Below are 17924 nucleotides of genomic sequence, written 5' to 3' on the forward strand. Positions count from 1 at the left end.
CTGGGGAGGACGCATCCAACGCAGTAATTCATGCAGTACCATGCAGGATAACGACAGTACTAACGCCACAGTTCTAGCGCCACAGTTCTAGCGCCACAGTTCTAGCGCCACGAGGGGTCTTGCAGCATGGAAACCGACCGGGGGAGCGCGTCCCCTGCCTACCTGACCACCGCCGAGGTGGCCGACTACTTGCGCCTCAAGGAGCGCAAGGTCTATGACCTGGTGCGCCAGGGGGCGCTGCCCTGCGTGCGCGTCACCGGCAAGCTGCTCTTCCCGCGCCAGAGCATCGACCTGTGGCTGATGAACCACCTGGAGGGGGACCGGGCGAGCAGCCGGCCGGTGCCCGTGGTGCTGGCGGGCAGCCAGGACCCGCTGCTGGAGTGGGCGGTGCGCGAGAGCGGGGCGGGACTGGCGCTGCTCTGCCACGGCAGCGGCGACGGGGTGCGGCGCCTGCTGGCCGGCGAGGCGATGGTGGCCGGGCTGCACCTGCTGGACGAGCACAGCGGCGGCTACAACCGGCCCGAGGCGCTGGGGCTTTCCGGCATGCGGGACCTGGTGATGGTGCGCTGGGCGACCCGCCGCCAGGGGCTGCTGCTGGCGTCGGACAACCCCCTGGCCATCGCCGGCATCGAGGACCTGGCCGGGGATGCGGTGCGACTGGCCCATCGCCAGCCCGATGCCGGGGCGCAGCGGCTGCTGGCATGGCTGCTGTCCCGGGCGGGAATCGATGCCGGCCGGCTGCGCTTCACCGCGCATCCCTCGCTCAACGAGGACGACCTGGCGCTGGCGATCCGCCAGGGCGAGGCGGATGCGGGGCTCGGGGTCGAGGCGGCGGCCCGCCGCCAGGGGCTGGCCTTCGTGCCCCTACATGAGGAGGCCTTCGACCTGGCCCTCAGGCGGCGCAGCTACTTCGAGCCGCCGATTCAGCAGCTGCTGGCCTTCGTCCGCGAGCCGCGCTTCGCCGAGCGGGCCGAAGCGCTGGGCGGCTACGACATCGGCGAGCTCGGGCGGGTGGTCTACAACGCCTGATCATTTCCCTGAGGGTGCCGAGACGGCTCGATCTCTTACAGCCTCATGTGCCGCTAATAGGAGCACTCGGGTGCCGGCATGCTGTAGATTCTCCTCGGCATTCTCCTCGGCACAACAGGAAGACGCCACGGCTCGATAGCGAGCCGTGGCGTTGAGGGGAGTGCTGCTTGCACCCCGATGATGTTGCCTGGATGGAGCTTGATATCCGGCACTTGGTGTCAATGCCACCAGGGCTCGGGGGACTCGACGGTCAACGGTGCCGCTCTCGCTCCCATGGTGCGCGGTCCCATCTGTTGCTGCATCGTTGTCGGTACCACGGTGGATGTGTTCGCCTTGTCGTTAAGGTGTTTCATACGCTCTTCCAGATACACCGAGTCTGCCGCCATAACGGGAGAAAGGGACAGCAGTGCGATGACCAGGGCCGAACTGCATGCCATGAGTTTCATGGTGATTGCCTCGTTAAGGTATCGAGGCGGTAACTCTCATCGGTAGCCAATCCTGGAAGCCGAATGATTCCCCGATACCGTGGTAAGTCGTTCGGCGCCATGCCTTGCCGGCATGCGCCGTGCCATCGGCCTGTAGCATCTCGAGGGAGCAAGGAAATCGTCTCTGCAGGACCCGTTGTCTGTCAGAAAGACAAGCGCATGGCCTGTATTCAGGGGCTTATGATCGCCGTCAGGAGGTGCCTGGCTTGGGCTATTTAATTGTAGTTCACGGTGGGTAAATTGAATCGTTGCGATATGAGATTTTTTTCACTTCATGGGCCCCGATGAAGGCATCCTTGGCATACAAGAACGCTCGCTTTTCGCGCTTTCAAGGTGCGAACAGTCCACCAGGAATAAGTTAATCGCGGAAGCACCGACTGGCCATCTTGTCGCTATGTCTCCGTCTCGTCGTGCATATCCCTGGACTTGTCGGACTTCCCATCAAGGATCGCGCATTAGCGCCCAGGAAGGCGGGCGCCGTCGGGCAATCCGATACCCTGTGACCTTGACACAAGGGCGGGAAATGGGCGGGAAAAAGGCGCCGGCTGAACGGGCCGGCGCGAGGTCAGGCGCCGATGCCGCTGGGCACCCCCTCTGGCAACTTGCCTGGGCGGCGATCCCCGGCCAGCCAGTCAGCCAAGTGGGCGCAGAGCTCCCGGGCGTCGTCGTCAGCACCGTGGATGAAGCTCGACTTGCGCCGGCGCAGGAACGGCAGGCCCAGCACGTAGAGCCCCGGGGCGTCGACTACGCCGCCGTGGTGGCGCAGCTGCCCCTTGCGGTCGAGCACCGGCACCTGCAGCCAGCGATAGTCGGGGCGGAAGCCGGTGGCCCAGAGCACGGTGCGAATCTCGCCCCGGGCGAGATCCAGCCCCAGGCAGGGGACGCCCCGCGCTCTCAGGGCATTCAGATCCAGGGTGGCGGGGGCATCGCCGCCGGCCAGCTGTGCGAAGGGAGGTGACAGGCCCGCGCTGATTTCCTCCTGCTCGAGAGCCTCCCCCTGGACGCCGTGAAGGGCCAGAACGCCGATGCGCACTCGAAGACCACGGCCCGGGAAATCCTCGACGACTTCCGTGGCGAGTCCCTGCACGCCTGGGTCACCGGCTTCGGCACGGGCGGCACCCTCAAGGGTGGCCAGGGTGCTCAAGCAGGCGGATCCGTCGATGACGAGGTCTTCGACATCGTCGCCGTGGCCGCCGCGCGGGCCTTCTTCACCAAGGTGCTTGATGGCCTCGGCGCCCAGGCCGATGTCGCCTACCGCGAGCTGGCGCCTGAGCTGCGCGAGGCGCTGACCGTGGGGCGCCCCATTGCTGGCGACGACGAGCGGCAGGAGAGGCCCTCGGCACGGCCGGCGGCCGAGGCGTAGCGGAGGGGGCTACCGGTCGGGCATGTTGCGGGTGCCCGGCACGCCCTTGAGGCGCCGGCGCAGGGCGGCCTTGCCCATCATGTGGGCGCTGACCGGGGCGGTGGCGAACAGGAAGATCGTCACCAGCGCCTCCTGCACCGAGACGCCATCCTGCTGGTGGCTGAAGTAGAGCAGCGAGCCGATCAGCGTACAGCCGACGCCCAGGGTGCTGGCCTTGGTGGGGCCATGCAGGCGGGTGTAGAAGTCGGGCAGCTTGGCCAGCCCCCAGGAGCCGATCAGCGCCACCAGGGCGCCGAACAGCAGGAAGGCGACTACGACGAGCTGCAGGGTCCACGGCATGTCGATGCTGGTCATTCGATGACGTCCCCCCGCAGCAGGTACTTGCTCATGGCCACGGTGCCGACGAAGCCCATCAGGGCGATCAGCAGGGCCAGCTCGAACAGCACGCCGAGCCCCATCCGCATGTCGGCCAGCACGATCAGCGCGATGCTGTTGATCATCAGGGTGTCCAGCGCCAGGATGCGGTCGACGATATCGGGGCCCACGGCCAGGCGGTAGAGGTTGAGCAGGGCGGCGACGGCGAAGAGCGTCATGGCGACCGGTATCACGAAAGCGATCATCAGAATTTGCGCGAGATACCCCGTACTTCTAGTGCGGGGAGGGATAGCGCGTCGTCCGCCAGGACGACCCTGTTCTCGCTGCCTCCTTCTCAGAGGGTTGCTATCTATGCATGTTTATTTATACAGTAATGGGCATGACGAAACGTGCCTACAAATATCGTTTCTACCCCACGCCAGAACAGGAGCAACTCCTTGCCAGGACGTTTGGGTGTGTGCGTTTCGTCTACAACGCGGTGCTTCGCTATCGCACCGATGCCTTCCGTGAACGCCGAGAGAAGATCGGCTACATGGCGGCGAACGCGGAGTTGTCGCGGATGAAGAAAGCTGAAGACACCGCCTTCCTCAATGAGGTCAGCTCGGTCCCGCTTCAGCAGTGCCTTCGCCATCAGCAGACCGCCTTCAAGAACTTCTTCGAGGGGCGAGCCCGTTACCCGACCTTCAAGAGCAAGCGACACCGCCAATCGGCGGAGTTCACGCGCTCTGCGTTCAAATACCGCGACGGGAAGCTGTTCCTGGCCAAGTGCAAGGACCCACTGCCGGTACGCTGGAGCCGTGAGCTGCCCAGCGAACCGACTACTGTGAACGTTTCCAGGGACTCGGCGGGGCGCTACTTCGTTAGCTGCCTGTGCGAGTTCAAACCCGAGGCCCTGCCTGTCACACCGAAGATGGTGGGCATCGACCTCGGCCTGAAAGACCTGTTCGTCACCAACGACGGGCATCGAATCGGCAATCCCCGCCATACGGCGAAATACGCGACCCGTCTTGCCAAAGCACAGCGTCGGCTGAGCAAGAAGACGCTCGGCTCGAAGAACCGTGCCAAGGCCAGGCAGAAAGTCGCTCGTCTTCACGCCAAAATCTCCGATTGCCGGATGGACCGCTTGCACAAGCTGTCCCGCCAGATCGTCAACGAGAACCAAGTGATCTGCGTCGAATCCCTCAAGGTGAAGAACATGCTGCGCCACCCTCGGTTGGCCAAGTCGATCAGCGATGCGGGCTGGGGGGAGTTTGTCCGCCAGCTGGAGTACAAGGCCGCCTGGGCAGGCCGGCAGCTCTCGGCCATTGACCCGTGGTATCCCTCCAGCAAACGTTGCTCCGGCTGTGGGCATGTGATGCCCGAGATGCCGTTGCAGGTTCGCGCCTGGACGTGTCCCGAGTGCGCCGCAGAACACGATCGCGACATCAACGCCGCGATCAACATCAAAGCCGCCGGGCTGGCGGTGTTAGCCCCTGGAGAGAATGTAAGTGGCATGGAGCCCGTCTCCGTGTCCGGTTCTCGGTGAATTGGGAATCCTCTACCTTCAGGGGGAGGAGCAGTCAACGGAAGATCTCCTCGAGGGGTTTCTCGTAGCGTTCGCGTATGGCGGCGATGGCCTCGGCCTCGTCCTCCAGGTGCAGGGCGTGCACCAGCAGGGTGTTGGCCTCGGCGTCGTAGTGGATCGACACGGTGCCCGGCGTCAGCGAGATGGTGCTGGCCAGGATGGTGATGGCGAAGTCGTCGTCCAGGGTGAGCGGATAGGTGAAGAAGCCCGGTCGCAGGTGGCGGGCGGGGCGCAGGATGCGCAGGGCCACCACCAGGTTGGAGCGCAGGATGTCCACCAGCAGCACCAGAAGGTAGCGCAGCAGCGGCAGGGGACGCCTGATCTTCGCCTCCTCGGGCCAGAAGCCGTGGGTCACGAAAGGAATGGCCACGCCCAGGGCCAGACCCAGCAGGGCATGGGCCACGCTGACCTCGTTGACCATCAGCAGCCACAGCAGCGCCAGGAACAGCGAGAACAGCGGGCGCGGCAGCCAGAACTGTCGGGAACGGAATGCGGGCGTCACGGCGAGACCTCCTGGCCGGCGGCGCGGGCTTCCGGCAGCACGGCGTCGATATAGGCGTGGGGGTCGAGCAGCTGTTCGGCGGTCAGCTCCAGATAGCCCATCACCGGCTCGCCGAACGCCGCCAGGGCGCCGTTGAGGCCGACCATGATGGCCACCAGGGTGAGCAGTCCGGCGCGCAGCGGATAGGGCCTGGCCATGTCGCCCGGGCGCCAGAACCAGCTGCTGCCGGTGCGGCTGATGGCGATGATCACCAGCAGGGCCGAGGCCAGCAGTATCCCCCACAGCCACAGCCCCTGGGGTTCGGCGGCGCTGGCCTGGAGGATCCACGCCTTGCTGACGAAGCCGCCGAAGGGTGGCAGCCCCGCCATGGCGATGCCGGCGATGAAGAACAGCGTGCCCAGCACCCAGCGATGCCCGATGGGGCCGGTCGCAGAGAAGCGGTCGTAGCCCTCCTCGCGCTGCTGGCCCAGCAGGTCGGCGAGCAGGAAGAACACCGCGGCCATGCCGGTGCTGTGGATCAGGTAGAAGAGCGCGGCGCCCAGGGCGGCGGGGGTCACCAGGCTGATGGTCGCGAGCAGGGTGCCCACCGAGAGGATCACCAGGTAGGCGGTCAGGGTGCGCAGGCTGTCCGAGCCCAGCACGCCGACGCCGCCCAGCGCCAGGGTCAGCAGCGCCAGCGGCCACAGCCAGCCCCAGGCGGTCGCGGCGACGGGGGTCTCGCCCAGCGCGAAGACCAGCAGGAAGACCCGCAGGATGGCGTAGATCCCGACCTTGGTCATGATGGCGAAGAGCGCGGCCACCGGGGCGCTGGCGGCCGAGTAGGCCCGTGGCAGCCAGAACAGCAGCGGCAGGATCGCCGCCTTGATGCCGAACACCACCAGCAGGATCAGGCTGGCGGCCGCGAGCAGCGGGGCATCCTCCGCGGGTGCCTCGGCCACGCGCAGCGCCAGGTCGGCCATGTTGAGGGTGCCGGTGAGGCCGTAGAGGGTGCCCAGCGCGATCAGGAACAGCGCCGACCCCGCCAGATTGATGATCACGTAGTGCAGCCCGGCGCGGCTGCGGGCGCGACCGCCGCCGTGCAGCAGCAGGGCGTAGGAGGCGATCAGCAGGATCTCGAAGAACACGAAGAGGTTGAACAGGTCGCCGGTCAGGAAGGCGCCGTTGAGGCCGGCCAGCTGGAACTGGAAGAGGGCATGGAAGTGGGCGCCGCGCTGGTCGGTGCCGCCGCTGGCGTAGATCAGGCAGCACAGGCCCAGCACGGCGGTCAGTGCCAGCATCACGGCGGAGAGGCGGTCGAGCACCAGCACGATGCCGAAGGGCGCGGGCCAGTCGCCGGCATGGTAGATGAGGTGCTCGCCGCCGCCGGCGACCAGCAGGCACCAGATCCCCAGCAGCACCAGCCAGAAGGTGCTGGCGAAGCCCAGCAGGCGCTGCAGGGGGAAGGGCGCCTGGTAGAACAGCAGCTGGCCGGCGCCGGTGATCAGCGGCAGCAGGATCGGCAGGATCAGGGCATGGTTCATGCGCGATCCTCGTCGGGGTTCTCGCCGTCCACGTGGTCGTTGCGCAGCTCCACCGCGGCCTTGAGGGCCAGCACCACGACGAAGGCGGTCATGGCGAAGCCGATGACGATGGCGGTGAGCACCAGGGCCTGGGGCAGGGGATCCGCGGAGCGCTCGGTGAGACCGACGATGGCCGGCGCACCGGCGACCAGGCGCCCCGAGGCGAACAGGTAGAGGTTGACGGCATGGGAGAGCAGCGTCAGCCCGAGGATCACCGTGAAGGTGCGTGCCCGCAGCAGCAGGTAGACGCCACAGCTGGTCAGCACGCCGAGGGTGATGGCGTAGAGCAGTTCCATCAGCCGATCTCCTTGCCGGGGCCGGCCACGGTCATCAGCTTGCCGAGGTTGGCCAGTATCAGCAGCGTCGCCCCGACCACGGTGGCATAGACGCCGAGGTCGAAGAGCATGGCGGTGGCCAGTTCGAACTCGCCGACCAGCGGCAGGTGCAGGTGGCCGTGGGCCGAGGTGAGGAATGGGAAGCCGAACAGCCAACTGCCCAGGCCGGTGAAGGTGGCGATCAGCACCCCGGCGCCGATCAGCGGCCGGAAGGCAGTCAGCATGCGCGACTGGGCCCACACCAGGCCGCCCGCCATGTACTGCAGCGTCAACGCCACCGCGGTGATCAGCCCGGCGATGAAGCCGCCGCCGGGGAGGTTGTGACCGCGCAGGAAGATGTAGGCCGAGACCAGCAGGGCGATGGGCAGCACCAACCGGGCCACGGTGCTGAGCATGATCGGGTGCGGCTCGGCGACCCAGTGCATGGGATTGGTCTCGACCACCCGCTCCTTGAGGTGCAGGTCGCGGGTGAAGGCGAACACCGCCAGCGCGGCGATGCCCAGCACGGTGATCTCGCCCAGGGTGTCGAAGCCGCGGAAGTCGACCAGGATCACGTTGACCACGTTGGTGCCACCGCCGCCGGGCACGCTGTTGGCCAGGAAGAAATGGGAGATCGTCTGGTGGGGGCGGGTCAGGATGGCGAAGCTGAAGGCCGCCACGCCGATTCCCATCAGCACGGCGATGGCCAGGTCGCGCCCCATCCTGAAGCCGCTCGAGCCCCTGGGCGAGGTCTGTGGCAGGAAGGAGAGCGCCAGCATCATGATCACCACCGCCATTACCTCCACCATCAGCTGGGTCAGGGCCAGGTCCGGCGCCGAGAAGCGTGCGAAGGTGACGGTGACGAAGAGCCCGGTGACGCCCAGCAGCAGCAGGGCCGGCAGGCGGTAGTGGTGGAAGGCCACCACGCCGATGGCCGCCAGGCAGAGCAGGATCGCGGCCAGCAGGGTCAGCGGGTCGAGCGGGGAGAGCGCCTCGCCGCCGTGCCAGCGGGTCACGCCGCCGAGTTCCAGTCCCACCAGGACCACCAGGGTGGCCATGATGAAGGTCAGGTAGCGTTGCAGCGAGCCGTTCTCGAGCTGGAAGACGCGGCGCTGGGAGAGGGCGATGGCGCTGCGCATGAACCAGTCGAAGATCTCCTTGGCGTCGACCTCGGGCAGGCGGGCATGGAGGCGGAACAGGGGATCGCGCCAGTGGTAGAAGAGCGCGCCGCCGGCCAGGGCGAACAGGCTCATCAGCATGGGCAGGCGGCCACCCAGGGTGGCGAAGTCGAAGGGCGTCACCGTGGCCTGGTGCGCCGCGGCGAAGGCGGGGTGGACCAGGGCGGCGTAGAAGGCCTCCGGTGCCAGCCCCACCAGCAGGGTGGCGAGGGCCAACAGCACGATGGGCGACAGGGACGCCGCTCGCGGCGCGCGTGGCGGCCATGCCGGCAGGTCGACCGGCCGGCCGTTGAAGAAGACGTTGTGGAAGATACGGATCGAATAGGCCACCGAGAAGAGCCCGGCAAGGGTCACCCAGAGGGGAATCACCACCACCGCCCAGTCCGGCGCCGTTATCTGCAGGCTCTCGCCGAAGAGCATCTTCTTGCTCAGGTAGCCGCTCATCAACGGCAGGCCGGCCATGGCGGCGGCGGAGATGCCGGAGAGCACCATCAGTGCCGGCATGAAGCGCCACATGCCGTTGATCCGGCGCATGTCGCGGGTGCCGGTGGCGCGATCGACGTAGCCCGCCATCATGAACAATGGCGCCTTGAACAGCGCATGGCAGAGCAGGTGAAAGAGCGCCGCCGCCACGGCCATAGGCGTGCCCAGCCCCAGCAGCAGCATGATCAGTCCCAGGTGCGAGACCGTGGAGTAGGCCAGCAGCCCCTTCATGTCATGCATGAACATCGCCACGAAGGCGCCCAGCATCAGCGTCACCATGCCGGTCAGGGTCACCAGGTGGAACCATGCCGAGGTATCGCCCAGCGCCGGGTGCAGCCGGGCGAGCAGGAACAGCCCCGCCTTGACCATGGTGGCGCTGTGCAGGTAGGCGGAGACCGGCGTCGGCGCCGTCATGGCGTGGGGCAGCCAGAGGTGGAAGGGGAACTGGGCCGACTTGGTGAAGGCGCCGAGCAGGATCAGGTTGAGCATCAGGCCGTAGTGCTCGTGGGCACGGATCCGGTCGCCGGCCTCGAGCACCACGGAGAGCTCGTAGCTGCCGGCGGCCTGGCCCAGCAGCACCACGCCGCCGAGCAGCGCCAGCCCGCCGCCGCCGGTGATCACCAGCGACATGCGGGCGCCGAGCCGGGCCGCATGGTCGTGGGTGTGATAGCCGATCAGCAGGAAGGAGACCAGGCTGGTCAGCTCCCAGAAGACCAGCAGGAACAGCAGGTTCTCGGAGAGCACGATACCCAGCATGGCCGCCATGAACAGCAGGATCAGGGTGAAGAAGCGCGCCGAGGTGTCGCTGTCCTCGAAGTAGTAGCGCGCGTAGAGCAGGATCAGGCAGCCGATCCCGGTGATCAGCAGGGCGAACAGTAGCCCCAGGCCGTCGAGGCGGAAGGCGACGTCGAGGCCCAGCGATGGCAGCCAGGCGAGCCGCTGCACGATGGCCTCGCCGCCGCCCATGACGTGGGGCAGCCAGCTCAGCAGCAGCAGCAGGGTAAAGATGGCGGGAAGGGCAGACACCGAGGCGAGCAGGCGTGAGGATCGCCCCCGCATCAGGGCGGGCAGGCAGGCGCCGGTCAGCGGCAGCAGGATGATCAGCGCAAGCGGCATGGGACCCGTCTCCCTGTCCAGCATCGAGTGCGAAAGGTTCCTTCACTCCACACCAGGGCCGCGTGGACCACCTTGATTGACGTCAACCGAGGGTGAGGTCGTCGGACACGGGCCGAGAGTGCCTCTCGAGATTACCTGCACCGCCGTGCCGGGAGAAGGCCTGGGGCCGATAACCTTGTCCCCACCCGGGTGGACGCTAGCCACAAGTTTCATCAGTGGGACCTGGATGCCGTTCCGTGTGAGGCGCTCACCTTGGGTTGGCCGATTGCCAGGCGGACTCCCCAGACCGGGCCCGGCGGAGCCGGCTGCTCCGTCAGCGCGGTCGGTTGCTCAATGACTCTCTAGCCTCAGAACGACCCTGCCAGGCTGCCCAGGGTAATCAGCAGTACCAGCGAGATGAGGGGCACCACTACGGCTACCACCGCAATATCGAGGTAGGCCTGGCGGTGCGTCAGGCCGCAGATGGAGAGCAGGGTGATCACCGCGCCGTTATGCGGCAGCGCATCCAGCCCGCCGGTGGCGACGGCCGTGACCCGGTGAAGCAGCTCGGGGGCGATGCCGGCGGCCTGGCCCATGGCCAGGTAGGTGTCGCCCAGCGTCGCCAGGGCGATGCTCATGCCGCCGGAGGCCGAGCCGGTCATGCCCGCCAGCAGGTTGACCGCGATGGCCAGCGAGATCAGCGGGTTGTCGCCGCCCACCGAGGTCACCCAGAGGCTGATCGCCTCGAAGGCCGCAAGCGAGGCGATCACCGAGCCGAAGCCGACCAGGCTGGCGGTATTGAAGATCGGCAGCAGCGAGGCATTGGCGCCGCTATCGAGGGTGGTGGTGAGGGCCTCGAGGCGCTTGAGGTTGGTGACGATGATCACCCCGATGGCGATCACCAGGGCGGCGATCACCGACCAGACCCCTCGTACCGACTCGATGCCGGTCGCGCCATAGGCCGGCTCGGCGAGGTAACCCGTGTCCATGGCGGGGATCACCACCGCCGTGAACAGCAGGTTCAGGGCGATGACCAGCACGATGGGCAACAGCGCCAAGGGCAGGGGAGGCAGATCGCGATCCGACGGCGGCGGTGTCACCTCGGCCAGGTCGAAGCCTTCGCCCGACGCGCGCTCCCGCAGGTGTTCGGCCGGCGGTGCGTCGCCGTGGTCGCCGTAGCCTTCCCCGGCCTGCCGTGCCAGCTTCGCCCGATGGCTCAGCCAGGCTTGCCCCAGCCCCAGCATGACCAGGCCGGTAAGGATGCCGAGCCCCGGCGCGGCAAACGGCGAGGTGCCGAAGTAGGGCATCGGAATGGCATTCTGGATGGCTGGCGTGCCCGGCAGCGCGGTCATGGTGAAGGTGAAGGCGCCCAGGGCGATGGTGCCGGGGATCAGCCGCTTGGGCAGGTTGGCCTTTCGAAACAGCGCCGCGGAGATCGGGTAGACCGCGAAGGCCACCACGAACAGCGAGACGCCGCCATAGGTCATCACCGCACAGGCGAGTACCACCGCCAGGATCGCGCGGGCGTCACCCAGGCGCTCGACGATGGCGCTGGCCAGCACCTCCGCGCTGCCCGAATCCTCCATCAGCTTGCCGAACACCGCCCCCAGCAGGAACAGCGGGAAGTAGCGCACGATGAAATCGCCGGCGGCCCCCATGAAGACCTGGGTGTAGCTGGCCAGCAGGGGCGTGTCGACCGAGACCAGTGCCACCAGCGCGGCCAGCAGCGGGGCCAGGATCAACAGGCTGAGGCCGCGGTAGGCCAGAACCATCAATAGCAGCAGCGCAATGGCGATCGCCGAGATGCCGATCATCGATCCTTTCCTTCGTCATCTCCTTTGGGGGTTACATCCGTGGTCGAGAGGGGGCGAAAGGTATCGGGGAAGACCGCATCCAGGTCGAAGGTCGAGTGTTCGCCCAGGGCATCGAAGTGCGTCTCCAGCCACTGGCCGGCCCAGGCACGCCCCCGGGCATGCAGGCGGGAGAGAAAGTCCCATTCGGCGTTCATCTTGCTGGAGGCACTGAGGGTTTCGATATCGTGCTCGGCATGAATCAGATGCAGGCGCATGGCACGGTAGCTCTCGAGTTCCAGGCCCTCGGCCTCGATCAGTCGGTGCAGCAGCTGAATGCTGCGTAGCTCCTTGATCAGGCTGGAGTTGAAGGTGATTTCATTGATCCTGTTGAGGATCTCCCGAGCGCTCTCCGGCAGTTTTCGACGGACCAGCGGATTGATCTGCACCACCACCAGGTCACGACACTCCTGGTCATCGACCAGCGGGTAGAGCGCCGGGTTGCCGCTGTAACCGCCATCCCAATACGCTTCGCCGTCGATCTCCACGGCCGGGAACATGAAGGGCAGACAAGCCGATGCCATCACGGTATCGACGGTCAGTTCGGGCTGGCGAAATATCGTGGCGCGGCCGGTGCTCACATGGGTGGCCGTGACGAATACCTTGACCTTGCGACAGGCATTGACCCGCTCGAAATCGACCAGCTCGAGGACCAGATCGCGCAACGGATTGATGGCCAGGGGGTTGAGCTTGGCGGGTGGGATCAGCTGGGTAAGATTCTCGAAGAACAGATAGCTCGGGGAATGGTCCAGGCTATCGTTGCCCATCAGTCGATCCCAGAGAGTGCGCTGGATCGGAGAGAAACGTGCCGCATCGCTGACCGCCTTCCAGAAGGTGCGCAGGGCGTCACGGGCGCCGTCTCGCCCGCCCTTGTGCAGCCCGTCGGCCAGCACCACGGCATTCATGGCCCCCGCGCTGGTGCCGCTGATCCCGTCGATTTCCAGCCGCTCGTCTTCCAGCAGGCGATCCAGTACCCCCCAGGTCAGGGCGCCGTGGGAGCCGCCGCCCTGCAGTGCCAGATCGATCCGTTTCTTCTCGCCTGTCGCCATGTCTGCTCCTGTAGCAGTGTGAATGCTGCAGTGCAGTGTAGGCGTCTCGGCAGCCGTTGTCGCTTGATGATGTGCCGCCTCAACACTACCGGCTGCCGAGCAGCAGCAGGCTGGCATCCAGCGCCTGCCAGCCCCACCAGGCCAGAGCCAGGGCGGCGGCGGCCAGCAGGGCGAGCAGCCCCCGGCGTGCGCGACTCATGCCTTGGCCTCGGCGTTGGCCTGGCGGGGCGAGGGGCGGTCGCGCAGCATTCCGCCCAGGGGCACCATCAATGCCGCCAGCCCGCCCATCACCAGCAGGGCGGCGGACCAGCGGAGCCACTCCAGCAGTCCCAGGGTGCCGGGCAGCATCGCGAACTGGCCGAAGGAGCCCGCGGCGCTGACGATGCCCATGGCCAGGCTGCCCAGGACGATGATCAGCAGGGTATGGCGGCACAGCGCATCCATTCGGAGACGACCTGTTTGCAGACTAATGACAGGGCTACTATCGCGCATCTGATCTGCTCAGGCCACCGTGCCATATGAACCATGCTGATGGTCGGGGCCATCCGGAGCCGGAGATCAACACCTCGCGGGCCGGGGTTCAGGGGGCGTCCTGCTGGTGGGGGGGCACGATGCCCAGGCGCTTCATGCGCCGGTAGATCGTGGGGCGCGACAGCCCGAGCTCCCGGGCCACGGCACTGATGTTCCAGTGGTGCTTTCGCAGGGCGTCGTGCAGGGGGTCTTCGCCCCGTGCCAGAGCCGGGTAGCCGACGGCGAGCCTGTCAAGAGATGAGCGGGGCTGCGCTGCCGGATGGGCCAGGTGGCCGCTGATGCATTCCTCCGGCAGGTCGCCGACCACTACCTCGTTGCCTTCATGGGTGGCCAGGGCATAGCGCAGGGCATTGTGAAGCTCGCGGATGTTGCCCGGCCAGGGATAGGCGAGCAGGGCACTCATGGTATCGCCGCGAAGCCGGGACTGCGACTCGCCGCGCTCTGTCTGCAGCTCCTTGAACAGACGCCGGATCAGGTAGCCCTTGTCGGCTCGCTCGCGAAGCGGCGGCAGGCGCAGGCTGGCGCCGTTGAGGCGATAGAAGAGGTCTTCACGGAAGTCGCCAGATTCAATCAATCCGCGCAGGTCGCGGTGGGTGGCCGCGACGACCCGCAGGTCGACCTTCAGCGGCCGGCTGGCACCGATCGGCAGCACCTCTTCCTCGGCCAACACCCTCAGCAGCCGGGTCTGCAGCTGCAAGGGCATGTCGCCGATCTCGTCGAGGAAGAGGGTGCCGCCGTCGGCCTGGGCGATCAGCCCCTTCATGCCCTTGCTGCTGGCGCCGGTGAAGCTGCCGGGCTCGTAGCCGAACAGTTCGCTCTCGATCAGCGACTCGGGCATGGCGGCGCAGTTGATGGCCACGAAGGGCTTGTCGTGGCGACGGCTGGAATCGTGCAGGGCCCGGGCAATGCGTTCCTTGCCGGTGCCGGTTTCACCGATCACCAGGATATTGATCGGCTCGTTGCGCAGTCGGGCGGCGCGGGTCAGGGTGTCGCGCATCGCCGGATCGTCGTCGGCCAGCGTCTCCAGCGGCGCCAGGCTGGAATCCTGACGGCGCGTTTCGCCGGTCGGTGCGCGGCGGCGCTGTGGCTCGATCAGGGTGGCGAAGTGCAGTTCGTGGTGGCGATGGGTGCGGAAGGCGCGCACCCGGTCATCGCCATAGTGCTGGGTGTCGAGAACGTCGCCGATCTCGGCGTCAATCAGGTCCTGGATGTTCCAGGCGCGGAAGGGGCGGGCCTCGCCGGGGCCGGGCAGGGGCAGCTCGTGATGGCGCAGCAGCTTGCGCCCGGCAGTGTTGGCGGCCACCAGGGTGCCATCCTCCTCGATGGCGATCAGGTAGCGTCGATTGATCTGCACGAATTCCCGCGAGCGATCCAGGCAGACGATGTGGTAGCCGCTGTAGCGCTGCAGAAAGAAAGCGTCCTCGATCATCCGGGCATAGTGCTTGACCACCTGCAGGGCGAAGGTCTGGGAGGCCTTGGACTCCGGTGAGCGATAGGCCGAGATGTCGAGTACCGCCAGCAGTTGACCGTCGGGGTCGAAGACCGGTGCCGCGGTGCAGGTTAACTGAATGTGGTGGGCGCTGAAGTGATCGCTATGGTGGCAGGTCAGTGGCACTTGTTCCTGGATGCAGGTACCCACCGCGCAGGTGCCGGCGTGCTCCTCGCTCCAGTCGGCCCCCAGGTAGAGGCCGGTGCGCTGGTGCTCGCGCTGGGCGCTGTTCGAGCCGAGGAACTGCACGGCGATGCCTCGGGCATCGGTGAGCAGCACCACATAGTCGAGTGACGTTATCTGGCGATAGAGTTGTTCCACGCCGGCTCGCGCCACCTGGATCAGGGCATCTGCTTGATCCTGATGCTCGCGCAGGGTGCGGTCGGGGACATAGCGGGGTGGGCTGGGCGCGGTAGGGTCGAGACCGTAGCGGTCGATGCAGCGGCGCCAGGAGCGCTCGATGACCGCATGCTCGATACCGCCTGGGTTTTCGAGGGCGTGGAGGATCGTTGCGACATGCTCTCGCTGTGTTTGGGCGGTGCTCATGTTGGTGACCTTGCGCCGACGAGTCGGCGTGTCATCGGGTGTTGTTGTCTTGTTTAAAAGGTACGCCTCAAGGCGGGGGGCGGTGATTCGACCTTCGTCTTCCCCCCTTTACACCTGTAACGCTTCCTGTAAATCCCCTTGTCACAGCGACTGTAATATTCGCCGTTCACCTCGCGGTGACAGGCGCCCCCTCCGTTCATGCATTGCTGACTCTTCCTTTTAAAAACAATGCCCTGCCTTTGTTTGGACATATGTGGCACGGAAGCTGCTCTGGCAGGAGTGTGCGGCCGAGCGGTCGCCCTGGCTGATTACTACACGAAACAAGGTCTTGCATAACAACAGGAGCCAAGCCATGAGCCATTCCCAAGAAGCGTCGAGGGTCAGTCGGCGCCGCTTTCTCACCCTTTCCGGGCAAGGCGCCCTGCTGGTCGGCGGTATGGCGCTCGGCGCCGGTGGCCTCTGGCCGCGTTGGGCCCTGGCCGAGCCCGACCTGGCCGCCGGCCTGCTGCGCATGGGCCGTGACATCTATCCCCACGACGCCATCGCCGACAGCTACTACCTCACTCCGCTCGAGCCGCTGCTGGAAAGCGACCGGGCGATGATCGCCGACGGCCTGGCCGACCTCGACCGCCGGGCCCACGACGCCCATGGCCGGCGTTATGCCGAGATCGAACAGGAGACCGATCGGGCGGCGCTGCTGCGCAAGATCGAGGACGGCGAGTTCTTCCAGACGGTGCGGGGCACCCTGGTGGTGGGGCTCTACGACAACCCCGAGCTGTGGGAGCCGTACTTCGGCTACGAGGGGGCGTCGTGGAGGCAGGGCGGCTATCTCCACCGCGGCTTCGACGACCTGGAGATCGACTGGCTGTGACGCACGATATCCCGGTGTGACACGACAACAACAACCGAATCGAGAGGAACTCGCCATGACAACCCGTTTCGCCTATGACGACGACAGCGTGGTGGTGATCATCGGCTCCGGTGCCGGAGGCGGCACCCTGGCCCAGGCCCTGGCCCGGAAGGGCATCGACAGCGTGGTGCTGGAAGCCGGCAAGCGCTACCAGATGAACGACATCGAGAACGACGAATGGGAGATGTTCAAGAAGATCTCCTGGCTCGATGAGCGCATCACTGCCGGCCCCCGCCAGCTCACCGAGACCTTCCCCGGCCTGCCGGCCTGGATCGTCAAGGGGGTGGGCGGCAGCACTATTCACTGGGCCGGTGTGTCGCTGCGTTTCCAGCCCCACGAGTTCAAGTTGCACAGCGAGATCGGCGATCTCGAGGGGGCCAACCTGCTCAACTGGCCGATCTCCTACGAGGAACTCGAGCCCTACTATGTGAAGGCCGAGCGCCACATGGGGGTGACCGGGGACTCCACCGGGATGCCTTATCACCAGTGGAACAACAACTTCAAGGTGCTGGCCGCTGGCGCCGAGCGCATCGGTTACAAGCAGTTGCGCTCCGGTCCCATGGCCATCAACACCGAGGAGTACGACGAGCGTGGGCGCTGCATGCAGGCCGGCTTCTGCATGCAGGGCTGCCGCTTCGGTGCCAAGTGGTCGACCATGTACTCCGATATCCCTCGCGCCGAGGCCAGCGGCCATTGCGAGGTGCGGCCCCGCTCCATGGCGCTGAAGATCGAGCACGATGACCAGGGCCGGGCCACGGCGGTGGTCTACGCCGATGGCGACGGCAATCAGCATCGCCAGCGGGCCCGGGCGGTGTGCGTGGCCGGCAACTCCATCGAGTCGCCGCGCCTGCTGCTCAACTCGCACTCCTCGATGTTCCCGGATGGCCTGGCCAACTCCTCCGGCCAGGTGGGGCGCAACTACATGACCCACGCCACCAGCTGCATCTTCGGCGTGATGCCCAAGCCCGTGCACATGCATCGTGGCACCACCTTCGCGGGCATCATCTCCGACGAGGCGCGCCTCGATCAGTCGCGAGGCTTCGCCGGCGGCTACACCCTGGAGGTGATGTCGCTGGGCGTACCCTTCTTCGCCAAGTTCATGGACCCCACCAATGCCGGCTGGGGCCGCGATATCACCACGGCCCTGGACAAGTACGACCACCTCTCCGGGGTGTGGATCTGCGGCGAGGACCTGCCGATGGAGCAGAACGGCATCACCCTGCACGACACCCGGAAGGATCAGCACGGCCTGCCGGTCCCCGTCGTCTACAAGGGGGATCACCCCAACGATGCGAGGCTGCGCCGCCACGGCGAACAGCAGGCACGCCGCTGCTACGAGGCCGCGGGTGCCGAGCGCATCTTCAAGGTGCCGGACTTCCCCACCAGCCATAACGTCGGCACCAACCGCATGAGCGCCCGGCCCGAGGACGGGGTGGTCAACCGGTGGGGGCAGGCCCACGACATCGACAACCTCTTCATTTCCGACGGTAGCCAGTTCACCTCGAGCGGTGCCGAGAACCCGACCCTGACCATCGTCGCCCTGGCGCTGCGCCAGGCCGACCACATCGCCGAGCGCATGCAGCGCCAAGAACTCTGAGCGGA

General features: G+C 66.5%; 17 protein-coding genes. 5 read left to right on the forward strand and 12 right to left on the reverse strand.

Going from position 1 to position 17924, the window contains the following annotated elements; all coding sequences use genetic code 11:
• The first annotated feature begins 126 nt into the window (after positions 1 to 126).
• A complete protein-coding gene (locus M8009_RS00165; protein WP_250058748.1) occupies positions 127 to 1029 on the forward strand; it encodes a substrate-binding domain-containing protein in 903 nt (300 codons plus the stop codon).
• A gap of 218 nt (positions 1030 to 1247) precedes the next feature.
• On the opposite strand, the gene M8009_RS00170 is transcribed toward M8009_RS00165, so the two are convergent.
• Complete coding sequence (locus tag M8009_RS00170) at positions 1248 to 1475, reverse strand: hypothetical protein (RefSeq protein ID WP_250058749.1); 228 nt, start codon at positions 1473 to 1475, stop codon at positions 1248 to 1250.
• A 604-nt stretch (positions 1476 to 2079) separates the two neighbouring features.
• Positions 2080 to 2547, reverse strand: coding sequence for a hypothetical protein (locus M8009_RS00175; RefSeq protein ID WP_250058750.1), 468 nt, complete (start codon positions 2545 to 2547; stop codon positions 2080 to 2082).
• Here M8009_RS00175 and M8009_RS00180 point away from each other — a divergent pair.
• Positions 2521 to 2877 carry a hypothetical protein gene (locus M8009_RS00180; RefSeq protein ID WP_250058751.1) on the forward strand — a complete coding sequence of 119 codons (357 nt, stop codon included), beginning with the start codon at positions 2521 to 2523 and terminating at the stop codon, positions 2875 to 2877. The genes M8009_RS00175 and M8009_RS00180 overlap by 27 nt on opposite strands.
• A gap of 9 nt (positions 2878 to 2886) precedes the next feature.
• Here the strand turns inward: M8009_RS00180 and M8009_RS00185 are convergent, their stop codons facing one another.
• The gene (locus tag M8009_RS00185) at positions 2887 to 3231 is read right to left on the reverse strand and encodes a Na+/H+ antiporter subunit G (protein WP_250058752.1); all 345 of its coding nucleotides are present in this window, start codon (positions 3229 to 3231) and stop codon (positions 2887 to 2889) included.
• Positions 3228 to 3497 (reverse strand): K+/H+ antiporter subunit F, encoded by a 270-nt coding sequence (locus M8009_RS00190; protein WP_106231474.1) that lies wholly within the window; start codon positions 3495 to 3497, stop codon positions 3228 to 3230. The genes M8009_RS00185 and M8009_RS00190 overlap by 4 nt, the downstream gene beginning before the upstream one ends.
• A 134-nt stretch (positions 3498 to 3631) precedes the next feature.
• Here M8009_RS00190 and M8009_RS00195 point away from each other — a divergent pair, with 134 nt between their 5' ends.
• Positions 3632 to 4777, forward strand: coding sequence for an RNA-guided endonuclease InsQ/TnpB family protein (locus M8009_RS00195; RefSeq protein ID WP_250058753.1), 1146 nt, complete (start codon positions 3632 to 3634; stop codon positions 4775 to 4777).
• Between the two features lie 34 nt (positions 4778 to 4811).
• Here the strand turns inward: M8009_RS00195 and M8009_RS00200 are convergent, their stop codons facing one another.
• The 8 genes from M8009_RS00200 to M8009_RS00235 all read right to left on the reverse strand — a co-directional run bounded on the left by M8009_RS00200 (position 4812) and on the right by M8009_RS00235 (position 15412).
• Positions 4812 to 5318 (reverse strand): Na+/H+ antiporter subunit E, encoded by a 507-nt coding sequence (locus tag M8009_RS00200; RefSeq protein ID WP_250058754.1) that lies wholly within the window; start codon positions 5316 to 5318, stop codon positions 4812 to 4814.
• Positions 5315 to 6838, reverse strand: coding sequence for a monovalent cation/H+ antiporter subunit D (locus tag M8009_RS00205; RefSeq protein ID WP_250058755.1), 1524 nt, complete (start codon positions 6836 to 6838; stop codon positions 5315 to 5317). The genes M8009_RS00200 and M8009_RS00205 overlap by 4 nt, the downstream gene beginning before the upstream one ends.
• Positions 6835 to 7173 carry a Na+/H+ antiporter subunit C gene (locus M8009_RS00210; RefSeq protein ID WP_250058756.1) on the reverse strand — a complete coding sequence of 113 codons (339 nt, stop codon included), beginning with the start codon at positions 7171 to 7173 and terminating at the stop codon, positions 6835 to 6837. The genes M8009_RS00205 and M8009_RS00210 overlap by 4 nt, the downstream gene beginning before the upstream one ends.
• Complete coding sequence (locus M8009_RS00215; RefSeq protein WP_250058757.1) at positions 7173 to 9968, reverse strand: monovalent cation/H+ antiporter subunit A; 2796 nt, start codon at positions 9966 to 9968, stop codon at positions 7173 to 7175. Before M8009_RS00215 ends, M8009_RS00210 begins: the two co-directional genes overlap by 1 nt.
• Positions 9969 to 10315: 347 nt before the next feature.
• Positions 10316 to 11761, reverse strand: coding sequence for a GntP family permease (locus M8009_RS00220; protein ID WP_250058758.1), 1446 nt, complete (start codon positions 11759 to 11761; stop codon positions 10316 to 10318).
• Positions 11758 to 12846 (reverse strand): patatin-like phospholipase family protein, encoded by a 1089-nt coding sequence (locus tag M8009_RS00225; protein WP_250058759.1) that lies wholly within the window; start codon positions 12844 to 12846, stop codon positions 11758 to 11760. Before M8009_RS00225 ends, M8009_RS00220 begins: the two co-directional genes overlap by 4 nt.
• 195 nt (positions 12847 to 13041) lie before the next feature.
• Positions 13042 to 13290, reverse strand: coding sequence for a hypothetical protein (locus tag M8009_RS19290; RefSeq protein ID WP_250058760.1), 249 nt, complete (start codon positions 13288 to 13290; stop codon positions 13042 to 13044).
• A 136-nt stretch (positions 13291 to 13426) separates the two neighbouring features.
• Positions 13427 to 15412 carry a sigma-54-dependent Fis family transcriptional regulator gene (locus M8009_RS00235; RefSeq protein WP_250058761.1) on the reverse strand — a complete coding sequence of 662 codons (1986 nt, stop codon included), beginning with the start codon at positions 15410 to 15412 and terminating at the stop codon, positions 13427 to 13429.
• A gap of 352 nt (positions 15413 to 15764) precedes the next feature.
• Between M8009_RS00235 and M8009_RS00240 the strand changes: the two genes are divergently transcribed.
• Entirely contained in the window at positions 15765 to 16283 is a 519-nt protein-coding gene (locus tag M8009_RS00240; protein WP_250058762.1) for a gluconate 2-dehydrogenase subunit 3 family protein, read from the forward strand.
• Between the two features lie 55 nt (positions 16284 to 16338).
• Complete coding sequence (locus M8009_RS00245; RefSeq protein ID WP_250058763.1) at positions 16339 to 17919, forward strand: GMC family oxidoreductase; 1581 nt, start codon at positions 16339 to 16341, stop codon at positions 17917 to 17919.
• The last annotated feature ends 5 nt before the right edge of the window (positions 17920 to 17924 follow it).

This window comes from Halomonas gemina (assembly GCF_023554995.1).
GTDB classification, from domain to species: domain Bacteria; phylum Pseudomonadota; class Gammaproteobacteria; order Pseudomonadales; family Halomonadaceae; genus Halomonas; species Halomonas gemina.